Source organism: Sutcliffiella sp. NC1, assembly GCF_027594365.1.
GTDB classification, from domain to species: Bacteria; Bacillota; Bacilli; order Bacillales; family Bacillaceae_I; genus Sutcliffiella; species Sutcliffiella cohnii.
On sequence record NZ_CP115153.1, the window covers coordinates 843515 to 859519 of the forward strand.

15 protein-coding genes and 1 riboswitch are annotated in these 16005 nt (G+C 36.7%); of the genes, 13 read left to right on the top strand and 2 right to left on the bottom strand.

The window, feature by feature from the left end; all coding sequences use genetic code 11:
* The 8 genes from O1A01_RS04220 (at nt 1) to O1A01_RS04255 (ending at nt 10891) form a co-directional block, all read left to right on the top strand.
* Nucleotides 1-1110, top strand: coding sequence for an ABC transporter ATP-binding protein (locus tag O1A01_RS04220; protein WP_066418143.1), 1110 nt, complete (start codon nt 1-3; stop codon nt 1108-1110).
* Nucleotides 1107-1997 carry a carbohydrate ABC transporter permease gene (locus O1A01_RS04225; RefSeq protein WP_066418145.1) on the top strand — a complete coding sequence of 297 codons (891 nt, stop codon included), beginning with the start codon at nt 1107-1109 and terminating at the stop codon, nt 1995-1997. Before O1A01_RS04220 ends, O1A01_RS04225 begins: the two co-directional genes overlap by 4 nt.
* A 17-nt stretch (nt 1998-2014) precedes the next feature.
* Nucleotides 2015-2839 (top strand): carbohydrate ABC transporter permease, encoded by an 825-nt coding sequence (locus tag O1A01_RS04230; RefSeq protein ID WP_270065644.1) that lies wholly within the window; start codon nt 2015-2017, stop codon nt 2837-2839.
* Nucleotides 2840-2926: 87 nt separating this feature from the next.
* On the top strand, nt 2927-4282 hold the full coding sequence (locus tag O1A01_RS04235; protein WP_270065645.1) for an ABC transporter substrate-binding protein: 1356 nt from the start codon (nt 2927-2929) through the stop codon (nt 4280-4282).
* A gap of 89 nt (nt 4283-4371) precedes the next feature.
* The gene (locus tag O1A01_RS04240) at nt 4372-5760 is read left to right on the top strand and encodes an MBL fold metallo-hydrolase (RefSeq protein ID WP_270065646.1); all 1389 of its coding nucleotides are present in this window, start codon (nt 4372-4374) and stop codon (nt 5758-5760) included.
* Nucleotides 5761-5859: 99 nt separating this feature from the next.
* Nucleotides 5860-5944, top strand: a riboswitch (cyclic di-GMP riboswitch).
* A 156-nt stretch (nt 5945-6100) separates the two neighbouring features.
* Nucleotides 6101-7456 (top strand): sodium-dependent transporter, encoded by a 1356-nt coding sequence (locus O1A01_RS04245; protein ID WP_066418157.1) that lies wholly within the window; start codon nt 6101-6103, stop codon nt 7454-7456.
* 28 nt (nt 7457-7484) lie between these two features.
* On the top strand, nt 7485-9122 hold the full coding sequence (locus O1A01_RS04250; RefSeq protein ID WP_270066371.1) for a pyridoxal phosphate-dependent decarboxylase family protein: 1638 nt from the start codon (nt 7485-7487) through the stop codon (nt 9120-9122).
* A 17-nt stretch (nt 9123-9139) separates the two neighbouring features.
* Nucleotides 9140-10891 (top strand): methyl-accepting chemotaxis protein, encoded by a 1752-nt coding sequence (locus tag O1A01_RS04255; RefSeq protein ID WP_066418159.1) that lies wholly within the window; start codon nt 9140-9142, stop codon nt 10889-10891.
* 59 nt (nt 10892-10950) lie between these two features.
* On the opposite strand, the gene O1A01_RS04260 is transcribed toward O1A01_RS04255, so the two are convergent.
* Together O1A01_RS04260 and O1A01_RS04265 are read right to left on the bottom strand one after the other, a co-directional pair.
* The gene (locus O1A01_RS04260) at nt 10951-11250 is read right to left on the bottom strand and encodes a spore coat protein (protein ID WP_066418162.1); all 300 of its coding nucleotides are present in this window, start codon (nt 11248-11250) and stop codon (nt 10951-10953) included.
* Entirely contained in the window at nt 11247-11453 is a 207-nt protein-coding gene (locus O1A01_RS04265; protein ID WP_270065647.1) for a hypothetical protein, read from the bottom strand. Before O1A01_RS04265 ends, O1A01_RS04260 begins: the two co-directional genes overlap by 4 nt.
* Nucleotides 11454-11626: 173 nt before the next feature.
* Between O1A01_RS04265 and O1A01_RS04270 the strand changes: the two genes are divergently transcribed.
* The 5 genes from O1A01_RS04270 to O1A01_RS04290 all read left to right on the top strand — a co-directional run bounded on the left by O1A01_RS04270 (nt 11627) and on the right by O1A01_RS04290 (nt 16005).
* A complete protein-coding gene (locus tag O1A01_RS04270; RefSeq protein ID WP_270065648.1) occupies nt 11627-11854 on the top strand; it encodes a spore coat protein in 228 nt (75 codons plus the stop codon).
* Nucleotides 11855-11864: 10 nt separating this feature from the next.
* The gene (locus O1A01_RS04275) at nt 11865-12227 is read left to right on the top strand and encodes a spore coat protein (RefSeq protein ID WP_270065649.1); all 363 of its coding nucleotides are present in this window, start codon (nt 11865-11867) and stop codon (nt 12225-12227) included.
* Between the two features lie 13 nt (nt 12228-12240).
* Nucleotides 12241-13380 (top strand): zinc-dependent alcohol dehydrogenase, encoded by a 1140-nt coding sequence (locus O1A01_RS04280; RefSeq protein ID WP_270065650.1) that lies wholly within the window; start codon nt 12241-12243, stop codon nt 13378-13380.
* A gap of 333 nt (nt 13381-13713) precedes the next feature.
* Nucleotides 13714-14358: a LytTR family DNA-binding domain-containing protein gene (locus tag O1A01_RS04285; protein WP_066418174.1), complete on the top strand. Its 645-nt coding sequence runs from the start codon at nt 13714-13716 to the stop codon at nt 14356-14358.
* Between the two features lie 132 nt (nt 14359-14490).
* Nucleotides 14491-16005 carry a succinyl-CoA:acetate CoA-transferase ScpC gene (locus tag O1A01_RS04290; RefSeq protein WP_270065651.1) on the top strand — a complete coding sequence of 505 codons (1515 nt, stop codon included), beginning with the start codon at nt 14491-14493 and terminating at the stop codon, nt 16003-16005.

Genomic DNA, 16005 nt, shown 5'->3' on the forward strand with positions numbered 1-16005 from the left:
TTGAGAATAGAGTTGAGGGACATAACGATGAAATTTGACGATGTTACCGCAGTGGATCGATTAAACGTGACGATTAATGATGCGGAACTCGTATCCCTTTTAGGGCCAAGTGGGTGTGGAAAAAGTACAACCTTATTTATGCTAGCCGGATTGTACAAGCCTACGTCAGGACAATTATTTTTCGGTGAAAAACTAGTAAACGATATTGAACCAGAGCATAGAGAAATTGGGATGGTGTTTCAAAACTACGCCTTATATCCACATATGACCGTATTAAAAAATATTATGTTTCCATTAAGAATGACAAAAGTACCTAAAAAAGAGGCGGAAGAAAGAGCGATTGAAATGGCAAAGCTCGTACAAATTGACCATCTATTAATGCGAAAGCCGAAACAGCTTTCAGGAGGTCAGCAACAACGTGTTGCAATAGCACGTGCGCTAGTAAAACAGCCAAAGCTACTGTTGCTCGACGAACCACTTTCTAATTTAGACGCACGCTTAAGGTTAGAAATGCGTGAAGAAATTCGTCGCATTCAACAAGAAGTAGGAATTACGACTATTTTTGTTACGCATGATCAAGAAGAAGCGATGAGTATATCAGACAAAGTGTTACTAATGAAGGACGGAAAATTTCAGCAGTTTAGTCCACCGCAACAAATGTATGACAGGCCAGTTAATGCTTTCGTTGGCAAGTTTATGGGGAATCCACCAATCAATATGATCCCAGTAAACTATCAACCTAGTAACCAATCATTACATATAAAAGACACAAAAAATAGCTTGCAACTTGATAAACAGCTAGCTATTCCTAATGATTCAGAAAAAGAATTATTATTAGGCGTTCGAGCAGAAGATTTCTTTGTAACAGACAGTGAAGATAATAGTATTACAGCTAGAGTCGAGCTCGTAGAACGAATCGGCCGTGACACATTATTAACCGCTACCGTTGGGGAGTTGAAAATTAGAGCATTACTTGACCCAGAGCAAACAACAAATAGTGGAGATGCGATTAAACTATCGATTCGTAAAGACCGTTATCATCTTTTTGATGCCGAGTCAGGACAGAATGTAGCGATTGAATCTATTGAAAAGAAGGAGCGCGTAGGGTGATAGAAAAACCAACTATAAAAGGAACATTAAAAGCTCTTCTGTATTTAGCACCAGCTCTTATCGTTTTAGGAGTTTTTAATATATATCCAATCATCATGTCGTTTTTAATGAGCTTTTATACAGATTACGATTATTTTAAAAATATCGTACATGAATATGGCTTTGACAACTTTATTTACATATACAATGATCCGGAATTTAGGACTTCCATCAAAAACACGTTCATTTTCGTTTTAGGGGTCGTACCTGCGTCCATTATATTATCGCTATGGATCGCCATTTTATTAAACACAAAAATAAAGTTTAGAGGTATTTTCCGATCGATATATTTTTTACCATTCGTTACGTCCGTTGTAGCAGTTTCCATTGTGTGGCGTTGGATTTACCACACAGACTATGGGATATTTAACTACTTTTTAGGGCTAATTGGGATTGATCCGATACGTTGGTTAACGGACCCGAATTGGGCAATGCCCGCATTAATTATTATGAGTATTTGGAAGAGTCTCGGATATAACATCATTATTTTTCTAGCAGGCTTACAAAATATTAACCACCAATATTATTTAGCAGCTCAAATTGACGGTGCTAGTTCATGGAAACGTTTTTTGCATATAACTGTTCCGATGTTATCGCCAACAACGTTCTTTGTATCGATTATTGCAGTGATAAATTCGTTTAAAGTGTTTGACGAAGTGTATGCACTTTTTGATGGAAAGCCTGGACCAGCGTATAGTGCACAAACAATTGTGTATTACATATATGACAAGTTTTATTTAGAATGGCAGTTCGGCATTGCTTCCGCAGCTGCGTATGTTTTGTTCATTATTATTTTTATCTTTACCCTTATCCAACTTTACATTGGAAAACGTAGGGTTACTTACTAGGAGAAGGGGGAGAGAACATGCAAAAAGCAGCTCTATCAAAAGGGTTCATTTATATCATTTTAATCGTAGGCAGTATGTTGATGCTTTTGCCGTTTGTTTGGATGTTAAGTACGTCGCTGAAATCTTCAGGAGAGGTAATGATGATGCCTCCTGTCTGGATTCCATCCGATTGGAGATGGGATAACTATGAAACGGCATGGGGGATGGCCCCGTTTGCTAGGTATACGGTAAATAGCATTATCGTTACCGTATTATCGACTATTGGGGAATTGTTGACAACGATACTAGCTGCCTACGCTTTTTCGAGAATTAACTTTTACGGTCGGGACATCGTTTTTGCTGTTCTGTTAGGAACGATGATGGTTCCCGGAGAAGTATTATTGATTCCGAATTATGTGACATTGTCTGAGTTAGGTTGGATTGACCGTTACCCAGCATTAATCGTACCGTGGCTAGCAAGTATTTTTTCTATTTTTCTATTACGCCAATTTTTCTTAGGAATTCCAAGAGAGCTATCATATGCTGCCAAAATTGATGGCTGTAGCAATTTTCGTTTTTTGTGGACGATTATGGTACCACTAGCAAAGCCAGCGATTGTTACGATTTTATTATTAAAAGCAATCGGCAGCTGGAATGCGTTCCTTTGGCCGTTAATTGTTACGCAATCAAAGGAAATGAGAACTTTACCGGTCGGTTTAACTTCGTTTAGTACCGAAGCAGGAACCGTTTATGAGCTACTTATGGCGGCTTCTACAATGATCATACTGCCAATGATTATTTTATATCTCATTTTACAAAAGTACATTATTGAAGGTGTAGCGAAAGCAGGAATTAAAGGATAACAGAAGTGAATGCTTTTAGGGGGTGGTCCTAAAGTAAAAGGTTCACACAATTCGAATTCTATTAACTAGTAAAGAGGAGGAAATACGATGAAAATGAAAAAATTAATAATGACAATGATTGCAATATTATTTATTACAATATTAGCTGCTTGTGGGAATGAGAGTAATACAACAAGTGGAAACGAAAATACGAATAATGATTCTAACAATAATTCAAATACAGAGGAGAAGAAGAAAGCGGAAGCGTCTCCGATTGAAATTGAATTTTGGCATGCAATGAGTGGAGGACATGAAGAAGCTTTAACGAAAATTACGAATGATTTTAATGAATCAAACGAAAAAAATATTACGGTAAAGCTTGTGAATCAAGGAAGCTACAGTGACCTTTCTACGAAAAATATGGCTGCTGCAAGAGCAAATAATTTACCAGTTTTAACTCAAGCTTACGAGGATTGGATTACGGAATATATTCAAAATGATTTAATTGCTGATTTAACACCGTTAATAAATGACCAAGAAGTTGGCATGAGTGAAGCAGAATTAAATGATATTGTAGAAGTTTTCCGTGAAGCGAACGTATGGGATGGCAAGTATTACGGTTTACCTTTTAACAAAAGTACTCGTATTATGTTCTATAATGTAGATTATTTAGAAGAGGCTGGAATTGAACCACCTACAACGTGGGGAGAGCTACGTGACGCGTCTGAGAAATTAACGTTTGACAATGAAGGTCGTAAAGTAATTGGACTTGGTTTAGAAAACTCTGTTTCATTAGAATTTAACCAATGGGTACATCAAGCTGGTGGTGTATACTTTGATGAAGCAACTGGAGAATTTAAAATGAATTCCCCAGAAGGGAAAGAAGCATTAGAATTTGTTAATAATATGATTCTAGACGGTGTTGCTCGTACTGCAGGTGAAGATGGATATATGTCTGGTCCGTTTACTCGTGGAGATGTTGCTTTATATATCGGTTCTTCTGCTGGTATCCCTTACGTGGCAGCTCCAGCTGAAGAAAACGGCATTAATTGGGCAGCAACTGTACTTCCAAGTGGAAAAGAGGCAGCAACGCCATTTGCTGGAACAAACGTATCTATTTTCGCTAGTGCTTCTGATGAAGAAAAGAAAGCAGCATTTGAGTACATGAAATTTTTAATTAATACAGAAAACACAACATATTGGGCAATGCAATCTGGTTACTTACCAGTACGTTACTCGGCTTTAGAAAGTAGTGAATGGAAGCAATATACAGACGAAAATCCGGAATATGGCGTAGGAGAACAGCAATTTGATGCAGGCTTCTTCGACCCACGTATTGTCGGTGCTTATGGATTGAAAAATTCTGTTGCAAAAGAAATCGACAGAGTGTTCCTAGGTGAACTAACAGTGGAAGAAGGATTAGAAGCTGCGGAAAAAGCAGCGGATCGCGAGTTAGGAAACTAATAAAAACATATAATAGAAGGTGTCCCAATGATAAGTGGGACACCCTCTTTTTTCGAATACAATTACATAAAAGAAAAGGATGTCGAAGAATGAGTAAAACGTTGATTCAATTTTTTGGTGGATTAAAAACAATTGGCGGTACCATTATTCAATTACAATACGGGCAATCGCGTGTTATTTTTGACTTTGGATTAACGTTTGACCCGAGGACAGCTATTTTTGACGGACAAGTGAAGGTGCGTAATAGTGCGATAGTTCGAGACTACTTAAAGCTACGTATGATACCGAAAATTGAAGGAATATACAATAAGAAGCACTTAGCGAGTGATAATGTTATTTCAGCGGAAGAATATGAGGGAAAAACAGCTGTTTTAATATCTCATTTGCATTTAGATCATATGGGAGCTATCGGATGTATTGATCCTTCTATTCCAGTTTATATGACGGAACAATCTCGAAATCTATATAATCAGTTACAATTAATCGGGGAAGGTGTACCTGGTGTAAGGTCGTACCAATCTTGTGAGTACGATCAATCTTTTCATATAGGAGAAATAAAAGTAACACCTCTTTCTGTTGATCATGATGTTATCGGGGCGTGCGCATTTCATCTAGAAACTCCTGATGCAAAAATTATTTATACAGGTGATTTTAGATTGCACGGCTCTTCACCAGAGGTGATGGAGGAGTTTTTACAAAAGGCAAAAGAATTAAGGTATGATGCAGTTATTATCGAAGGAACAACATTAAAAAGTGAAGAGGAATTAGCGGAACATCTTTTAGTCAGTAACAATGAATTGCCAGATAAACTCCTTACGGAAACGAAGCTACAAATTAATGTTGCACAAATGTTAAAAGAGTCAGAGGGTATTGGTATTTTTAATATTTACCATCGAAATATGGAACGCATTAACGGTATGTGTAAAGCAGGAGAAGAGGCTAAAAGAAAAGTGGTTCTAGAAATAAAAACAGCGCAACTTGCTCATACTTTTTTACCACAATGTCACTTTTACATATTCGAATCAGAAGAGCTAAAAACTATGATAAGAGAAAACAAGCTGCTCGATTGGCAAAAACTATTGTTGGAAAAATATCCACTCATAAATAAAGAAAAAATTAATGAGAATCCAAGCAGATATTTCGTTCAAAACAGTTATGAGAATATAATAGAATTATTTGATCTACACGTTGAAAATGGAGTATACATCCACTCCAACGGCGTTCCTTTAGGTGATTATGACCCGGCATTCCATAATCTAGAGAAAATATTATCACTACTTTCTTTAGAAAGAGTAGAAGTAAGTTCAGGAGGGCATGCGTTACCTCAGCATTTAAAGTATATTGTTGATGAACTTGACCCAAAAGTACTCATACCCCTTCATAGCTTTTATCCTGAAAGATTGAAACCAAAGAATGGGCAACAGCTCTTACCGGCTTATGGGGAAGTATACGAAATAGGTGATATAGTTAATAAGTAACGGTAAAGATGCTTATTTTAGTTCTAAAGACTTATAAACATATTTGTCAACATGCCGATTATACTTATGTTATACTTAATGGTGCAAAAAAGAAGATACCTACGATAATGGCAAATCCATTGAAAAGTGGAGACGCAAAGCTACGGGCCTAAGGAGATACCTCTAAGGTCGCCGGGTTACCGAACAGGCTGGATATACTTATTTTTGATCTGCTAATCATCAATGTCCACCTTATTTAGGTGGGCATTTTTTTATGATTTTATATCAAGGAGTATCCGTAGTATTTTAATAGAATGGTATCTATCGCTGTTTAATGTTTTAAAGGAAGAAGGTAAAGTAATTGACACAACAAGAGCATTGGAAAACAAAAATTGGTTTTATTTGGGCCGCTGCTGGCTCAGCAATTGGTTTAGGGGCAATTTGGAAGTTCCCTTATGTAGCGGGTACTGGTGGAGGAGGAGCATTTCTACTAGTCTTTTTATTATTTACGTTATTTCTAGGATTGCCACTTTTAGTCGGAGAATTTGTAATTGGTCGTAAAGCTCAAAGTGATGCAGTTTCGACTTATACGAAGCTTGCCCCAAATTCAAAATGGAATGTGATCGGAAAACTAGGTGTGTTCACTAGCTTTTTACTATTGTCCTTTTATAGTGTTGTTGGGGGCTGGATCATTCTATACATAATAGAAGTTTTCGCAGGCGGTTTGAACGGTCTATCTCAAGCTGAATACGGACCACTTTTTGGTCAAGTAATTTCTAAGCCGTTTTGGACTCTATTAGGCCAACTATTATTTATGTTTATTACGATACTTGTTGTATCACAAGGTGTTCAAAAAGGAATTGAAAAGGCTAGTAAAATAATGATGCCAGCCTTACTCGTATTATTTATCGTCATCGTCTTTCGCTCCCTTAGTTTAGATGGAGCGTTGGAAGGTGTGAAATTTTTACTGATTCCTGATTTTTCTAAACTAACGTCAGAAAGTATTTTATTCGCACTTGGCCAGGCGTTTTTTACCCTTTCTTTAGGGGTATCCGTCATGGTGACATATGCTTCTTATTTACCTAAAACACAAAATATTCCGTTTTCAGCATTATCTATCGTTATCATTAATATTGTGATTGCTCTTTTAGCGGGACTAGCTATTTTTCCAGGTGTATTTTCGTTCGGATTGGAACCAGATGCAGGACCGGTTTTAATTTTTGCTGTATTACCGGCGGTGTTTTCACAGTTACCGTTAGGAATGTTTTTCTTTCTTGCCTTTTTAGTTTTATTTTTATTTGCTGCCTTAACATCGGCATTTTCTATGATTGAAATTATTGTGGCTGCTTTTACGAAAAAAGATAATAGCAAAAGGAAAAAAACAACATGGCTTGTTGGAATACTTATTTTTATCGTTGGTATTCCTTCCTGTTTATCGTATGGAGTGATGGCAGATGTAACTATTTTTGATAAAACATTTTTTGATCTGTTCGACTTTACCGTTAGTAACATATTAATGCCGTTAGGAGCGTTACTCCTAGCAATTTTTATTCCATTAAAAGTATCGAAAAGTGAATTGATGGATGAATTGCGAGCAGGATCTAATATAAGAGCTAGTATTTTTAACGTTTGGTATTATTTATTGAAATATTTTACACCTGTTGCCATTATTATTGTGTTCTTAGATGTTATTGGTGTATTAAAGTGGTTCTTTTAAATAAATGGGGGTAAAAAATATGACAACAATGAGTGAACTTCAACAGTTGTTTCCAAGTGTGGACGGAAACGAGAAACAGAGAGAGGAATTAGGAAACTATGTTCAAACGATTCTATCAAAAATAGATGAACTAAAAGATCCTTCTAAGTTAACACTAGGTGAAATGCCGGTTTACAGTGAGGATTATTATAATCGTCTTATGGAACATTCATCGGTACCGAGTGCGGGCTTATCAATGGAAAATACGATTGACGAGCTGTTAGAGCTTGTTAAAGGACATCGTTTTGTAAATAGTAGTTATGTAGCGAATGCTGCACCACTTCCAAACATCGCTAGTATTATTGGAAATTTAGTAATGGTTCTAACGAACGGTAATAGCTTATGGGATGTCGAAGGTCCAGCAGCAGCTAGTGCAGAAGTGAAGATTACGAGTATGTTATCTAAAGTAGTTGGTTACGACTCGAACGAAAGTGCTGGCTATACGACGTGGGGGGGCCAAGGTGCGGTATTCAACTCATTACGACTTGCCATAACTAGGCGCTTTCCACAGTCCAATAAAATAGGGGTACCGAACAATTTATATTGTTTCTGTTCAGAGTTATCTCACTATAGTCTCTATAAGTCTGTCGAGGCAACAGGTATCGGCATTAATAATATGATTCGTGTAAAAGTTAATGATGACCATTCGATGAATTTGGATGACTTGAAGGAGAAAATGGAAGAAATCATTCAATTCGGTGGAATACCTTTATATGTGTTAGCAACGATGGGGACGACAGATACGTTTGGCATTGATAACATCGAAGGGATAAAAGAAATTACGACACAGTTGGAAAAAGAATACGATCTTCAGCCAATTTATATTCATGCGGATACGGCGATGGGGGGAATGTATACGTTCTTCAACCAATATTCATTTGAGTCAAATCCGCTAAATTTACATAGTGATGTTTTACATGTGTTACAAAACTATCATACGAAGTTTAGTAAAGTTTATTTAGCAGACAGCATGGTATTTGATTTTCATAAACTAGGTCAAACTCCTTACATCACGAGTCTTTTCTTAATAAAAGATAAAAATAATTTACAATATGTAGATTTAGATGCATCAGAAACCCCTTACGTTGGCAATCGAGGTTACGGAAGTTATCATACAAGTTATACGCTAGAATGTTCTCGAATGGGTAGTGCTATCTCCATATACGCTTCCTTATTAGCGCTCGGAATGGAAGGGTATCAACGTTTATTAGCTAATTATATTGAAGTAAATTTACGGTTTAGAAAAACTCTTAAATTAGCATTTAACAATGTTGAAATAACAAATGAAGTATCACCAATTACGACATTCCGATTCTATCCTACTAATAGCCGCTGGAAGGAAGAGTTGAACGGTATGTTAACTTTGGAAGAAATTAATGAAATTAATCATTATAATGAAGAGTTTGCTGAACTAACAGGCATAGCTAGGGAGCATGTTTTCTTCGGAAATACGAAAAAGCAACGTCAAGTAGTCGCGGCTAATTCTAATAAAAATGTTTCTATTTATGCTCATAAGTTTTTTAGTATCTCCCCTTATACAACAGTAGAGGAAGTGGAGCGTTATATCGCATTCCTTCAGGAGCATATGAACATACACGAAAAATCGTACGAGTTATTATACGTATAAAAAAGGAGTAAAGCATCTTGACTAAACTTAAAAAACTATCTTTTGCGACAAAGTCTATACTAATTACAACGTTGTTATTATTGCTTGTTGGTACAGTATTAATGGTAAGCAGTATCCAAATTCAACGAAATGTGTTAGTAGCCGAATTAGAGAAGCAAACAGAGGCGCTAGCAACTCGTTGGGCGGATGAAATTGAAACTACTATTGTTCAAGCGGCATCTCAAGCTTCTAGTTATGAAGATCCAGCGCAACAAGAGTTAACTTCATTATTTGATTACATCTCATCAACTAATCCAAATGTTGCACAAGCATATATTTTCAGTACAGAGCTAGTCGATGGTAATTCTTCCAAAATTATTGCAATCCCCTCGCACTTAATAGAGGCGTTAAAAGAATTTAATATAGGGGCTGGCGATATATACGAACATCCAGCAGTTGTCGTTCAATCGATAAAAGAATTAAATGAAACAAATCGTATTACGTTTTCCCCAGTGTACGAGGATGAATTAGGTACTTGGGTTACTGTTCTTTATCCAATAAGTAACCAATCAGGGGATTCGTTTGCTTTTTTCGCCATTGATGTAGATGCGAGTATGGTAAAGGATGGTACAAGTGAATTTATTTTTAAATCTCTCATTATCCTAATACCAGCAATTATCGTTATTATCGTTGTACAAATTATCGGAATTCGTATGCTATTTAAACCGTTACGCCATCTTATGGATGGAATTAACGAGATGAAAAATGGCAACTTGAACATTGACTTGCCAACGAGAGCCGATGATTTAGGAGAAATGAACGAAGCGTTTAATGAAATGGCACTACAGTTAAAAACGATGATGAATAAAATTGGGGAAACGTCCAATACGGTATTACACTCTTCTGAATTAGTTAAAAAAGTTAGTGAACAATCAATTGATACTTCTACGGTTGTAAGTGAAAACATTAATAAAATGACAGCCGGTGTTCAATCGCAAGAAAAGTCTGTAATGGAATCGGCGGGAGCGATGGGACAAATTGCTTCTGAAATTGAAGCAATCGCGAACTCCTCTCAAGATATATCATTATTATCGAAAGATATGGAAAGATACGCTCATGACGGCTTAACGTCTATTCAAAGTGTCGTGGAGCAAATGCGAACGATTAATAACACTGTAAAAGAATCTAGCGACGTTATTAATACATTGAAAGTACGTTCCGATGAAATTAGTAGTATTTTAGAGGTAATAACTAGTATTTCAGCTCAGACAAACCTTCTAGCGTTGAATGCGGCGATTGAGGCTGCCAGAGCAGGAGAACATGGAAAAGGTTTTGCTGTAGTAGCCCAAGAAGTTCGAAAGCTTGCAGAAGAATCTAACCAATCTACTAGTAAAATAGAAAAAATTATTGAACAAATTCAAGCAGATACGAATAATGCGGTCACATCGATGGAAAAAGGAACATTGGAGGCAGAAAAGGGATCCGAAATTGCTAATCAAACTGGTGAAATTTTTCACGTAATGAAGCAGTTCACCGATCAAATATCTGCGCAAATTGAAAGTGTTTCTAGTGCAACGCAAGAAATATCAGCAGGCACAGAAGAAGTTACTGCATCTGTTGAGGAGTTAACAATAATAGCTCATCAAAACGCTGATTTTACTTCTGATATTGAAAAGAGTACAACGGAACAGCTACTATCCATCAATGAGTTATCAGATGCAGCTAAGGAGTTACACGATTTAGCGGTAGAATTAAAAACAACGATGGCTAAATTTAACGCTACTAATTAGAAAAACTCGGGAACATTTCCTATTACGCGCATAAAAGCGAATATAGGAAATGTTCTCTTTTATTTTTCGGTTAGTGTTAATGCAGTTTCTGTTATTTGCATATCTACTTTTATTTGTTCTTCCAGATTAGACGGGTGATAAACTCCTTTTTTAATCATGTAATTGGAAATCGCCTCATGTGTCTTCACCGCATTTCTTAATTCCTCACGCAGTACTTTCTTTAATTCTGGAGTAGTTGTTTCGGTAATGGCGAAAGCTAAGTTTCTAACAGCAGCCTTTGTAGAGACGAGGAAATCTGTAGCAATAACCGTGTCTGTCATGCCGCCCATCCCCATTAATTTTTTTATTATGTTATTCATGCCTCATTACTCCGATCTGTTAAAAAGTTCTGTAATTGATGAATAAACTTTGTTCCAGATTCAACCTCTTGATTTAATATCGTTTTTAATTGTTCGTCTTGAACAAGTCCACTCATCGTAAATGATTTTGTTATACTTAAATTTTTAAAATTTAGTAGTTCATGTGCTTCTAATGCTTCATGTAGTGCTAATTTTGTCTTCATTGTCGGTCTCCTTTCCTTAACATTTCTAATCTTTCTTCTCTCAAATGAAACTTATTCAATTTCTATTAGTTAATTTTAACCACTTATGGAAGGAGAATTTTTTGTTTATTGTGGAAGATGACAATATAAATGGGGAAATTAAAGTAGGAATGTTTGATAAAGGAGTGTGTAACATGTCTGAACAAAAAGCCGAACTAGCGTTTCACGAAACGATGGACACGCACGAAATGGTTAATTTTAAAACAATTTGTTTAATGAAAACGAAACTAATGCAAGGAGTATGCTTTGATAACGATTTAAAAAAATTGATGGATAAAGATATAGAGCAATCTATGCAAGCACTTAAAGAATTACAGACACTTTATAGAGGGGCACGTACCGATTATCAACATGAAAGCTGAGGTGTAAAACATGAACGAAGATTATTTAGATCCTAAGTATGCAGAAGGAATGCCGAAAATGGCAGACTCTGCAATCGCAGTCGATCTGCTATTATCGATTAAAACAGGTATAAGATATTATGCAGTTACCCTAACAGAAACTGCAAATCCTGAATTGCGGAATGTATTATATAACCAGATGGAACGAGCTATTGATTTACATAGTGAAGTTACCGAGTTGATGTTAGAAAAAGGATGGTTATATCCACATGATTTAGGAAAACAAATGGAATTGGATTGGAAAGCGGCAGATATGGCGTTAGCAATTGGGGAAATGAACCTTTTCCCTATCGATACGGATCGGTTAGGAACGTTTGCAACACCTAATAAGTAAAGGAGGATGAGGGATGAAGGCTGTTACCTATCAAGGAATAAAAGACGTGGCAGTAAAAGAAGTAGAAGATCCAGCTATACAAAAAGTAGATGATATCATCGTTAAAGTAACATCGTCCGCTATTTGTGGGTCCGACCTACATTTAATTCACGGTATGATTCCAAATATGCCAGAGAACTTTATTATTGGTCATGAGCCTATGGGTATTGTAGAAGAAGTTGGTCCAGAAGTAACACATGTTAAAAAAGGGGACCGTGTGATCGTTCCATTTAATATAGCATGTGGAACATGTTGGTATTGTAATCACGGTTACACAAGTCAATGTGATGATGCCAATCCGCATGGAGATATGGGAGCATATTTTGGTTACTCAGAAACGACTGGTGGCTATGCTGGTGGGCAAGCAGAATATTTACGTGTTCCATACGGTAACTTTACACCTTACCGATTACCTGATGATTGTGAAGTAGATGATGATCAGCTTGTTCTGTTATCAGATGCAGCGTCTACTGCTTATTGGAGTGTGGAGAACGCGGGGGTAAAGCAAGGTGATACGGTTATCATTTTAGGCTGTGGACCCGTTGGCCTATTAGCACAAAAATTCACTTGGCTAAAAGGTGCGAAACGAGTAATTGCTGTTGACTACATTAATTATCGTTTAGAGCATGCGAAACGAACGAATAATGTAGAAATATACAATTTTGAAGACCATGAGAATATCGGGGAGTATTTGAAAGAGATAACACAAGGTGGAGCAGATGTTGTAATCGATTGTGTTGGGATGGACGGGAAAATGTCGCCACTTGAATTTTTAGCAACGGGGTTGAAATTGCACGGGGGCTCTATGGGAGCAATCGTGATGGCAGCCCAAGCAGTTCGTAAATGTGGTACGATCCAACTTACTGGAATATATGGGATGAGATACAACGCTTTTCCGCTAGGTGATATTTTTATGCGAAATGTTCAATTAAAAATGGGACAAGCACACGTTACCCCACTTATTCCTCAGTTATATCAAATGGTTAGCGAAGGGAAAGTAAACTTAGCAGACATCGTTACCCACAAAATTCCGTTGTCAGAAGCAAAAAAAGGATACGAATTATTTGATACGAAAACAGATGACTGTATAAAAGTGATTTTAAAACCACATTAAAAGAAAATGTCCCACTTAGTTGGGGCATTTTTTATTGGGACGATTAGGAGAGAGAGACTATGCTGACTTTTATAGTTGTTATGCACTATTTTAGAGAGGATACGCATCATTCTCCAAAGGTGTATGCACCAATTTAGAGAAGATACGCATTATTCTCCAGTGGTATATGCATCAATTTTCCAGCGGTATGCACCACTACCGAACGGTCATGACAAACAACACACCCTCCAAACACAATCCTTTTCTATGCAAACAACACTTCGATAATTTAAAATATAACTAGAATATAAGATTCTACATAAAGGGGAATTTCACAAAGGGTTGGTGTTTAGTATGGAAAGTTTCACGTTCGGTTCACTATTAGATGTAATCGGGGAATTGTTTTCTGATGAAGTTTCAATTGCTGTCTCTAATACAGAAGAGTACATCTATTATAGGCCAAGTAAACGTATCGATTTGAAAATTAAGCCTGGTGATCCAGTGCGACAAGATACGATAGCTTATAAAGCTATTAAGACGGAACAAAAAGTTTCAGAGTTTAATAGCCGGGATGTTTTTGGTGTACCTTACCATGGGATGGCGGTTCCGTTCGAACATGAAGGGAAAATTCAAGGATGTGTAACAGCCATTTATCCGACAGTAACTGATGGAAAATCAGTTGTTACTGTTCGTACACAAGACGGTTGGAAACCGATTCCATTTTCTGATGTAAAATATTTGGAAGTGAAGAGTAGAAAAACACATGTGTATACAGAAGGTTTTTCCGGCACACATAAAAACTCTCTTCAAGAGTTTGAATATGTTTTACCAAGAGAATCTTTTATCCGTTGTCATCGTTCTTATATCGTAAATGTAAAACAGATTAAAGAAATTTTTCCCGATACACATTCCACATTCGTATTAGAAATGAAAGGTGGGGTTAGAATACCAGTTAGCCAGTCGTATTCTAGCTATTTCAGAAAATTATTAGGTTTTTAAAAAAATATCTGTTTTAACTATTGAAGATGCTGTTTTAAACAAAAAATTACTAATTTGTATCAAATATCTCCAAATAACAATTTTATTAAGATAACATATTTCTAAAGATTGTGAAAAAGGGGATGAGATACAATGCAAGACCAATACAATAGAATTAAGGATGAAAGATTACAGGATAAAGTTGTTACTGCGCAAGAAGCTGCTTCCTGGATTCAAGATGGGATGACACTGGGATTAAGTGGGTTTACTCGTGCAGGTGATGTAAAAGCTGTACCGTTAGAGCTAGTAAAGCGAGCTGAAAAGGAAAGTTTTAAAGTAAATATTTTTACTGGAGCGTCACTTGGGTCAGATATAGATAAATTGTTTGCTGAAGCAGGAATCGTTCATAAAAGGCTTCCTTTTCAAGCAGAACCAACAATGAGAAAGAAAATAAATGCTGGGGAACATTTATTCGTCGATCATCACCTATCGCATACTGCAGAACTTTTACGAGCGAACGTAATAGAGCCTGTTGATTACGCAATTTTGGAAGCGGTTTCTATTTCGGAAGATGGAATGGTTATTCCGACTACATCAATCGGTAACTCACTAACGTTTGCAACACATGCAAAAAATATCATTATCGAAATTAATATGGCACAATCACCTTTATTAGAAGGGTTGCACGATTTGTATGACCCTGGTAAACAAGGAGAAAGAAACCCGATTCCGTTAACAAAAGTGGATGACCGTATCGGTAATATAGGTATTCCGCTAGACATTACTAAAGTAAAAGGGATTGTTTTTACGAATCAAGCAGATTCACCTTCCACAATTGTAAAGCCAGATGAAGAAACAGAAATAATGGCACAACATTTAATGTCATTCCTTCGTAACGAAATAAAGGAAGGACGTTTAACCGAAAAACTCGCTCCACTTCAATCTGGAATAGGCTCTGTAGCAAATGCAGTTTTACATGGGATGATCCATTCTGAATTTAAAAATTTACAAGTATATTCCGAAGTGCTTCAAGATGCCGTGTTCGACCTTATTGATGCAGGGAAAGTAGACTTTGCTTCCTGTTGCTCCATTACATTATCAGAAGAAAAAATGAATCACGTATTTCCGAATTTAGAAAAATATCGCGACAAGTTAGTATTAAGACCACAAGAAATTTCAAACCATCCAGAAATAATTCGTCGTCTCGGTTTAATATCGATTAATACAGCTTTAGAGTTTGACATATATGGAAATGTAAACTCTACTCATGTAACAGGTACGAAGATGATGAATGGAATTGGTGGGTCAGGTGACTTCGCTCGTAACGCACGGTTAGCAATATTCGTAACGAAGTCCACAGCGAAGGACGGAAATATTTCTAGTATTGTTCCGTTCGTATCACACGTCGATCATACAGAACATGACGTAGATGTTGTTGTAACAGAACAAGGGTATGCAGACTTGCGTGGATTAGCACCTCGAGAGCGTGTACCGTTAATTATTGAAAATTGTGCTCATCCAACATACCGCAATCAACTATGGGATTATTATAATGAAGCATTAACACGAGGTGGTCAAACTCCTCACCTATTAGAAAAAGCTTTCTTATGGCATACAAACTTTATGAAAAATGGCACAATGTTAGAAAAGGAAAAAGTGAATGTATAA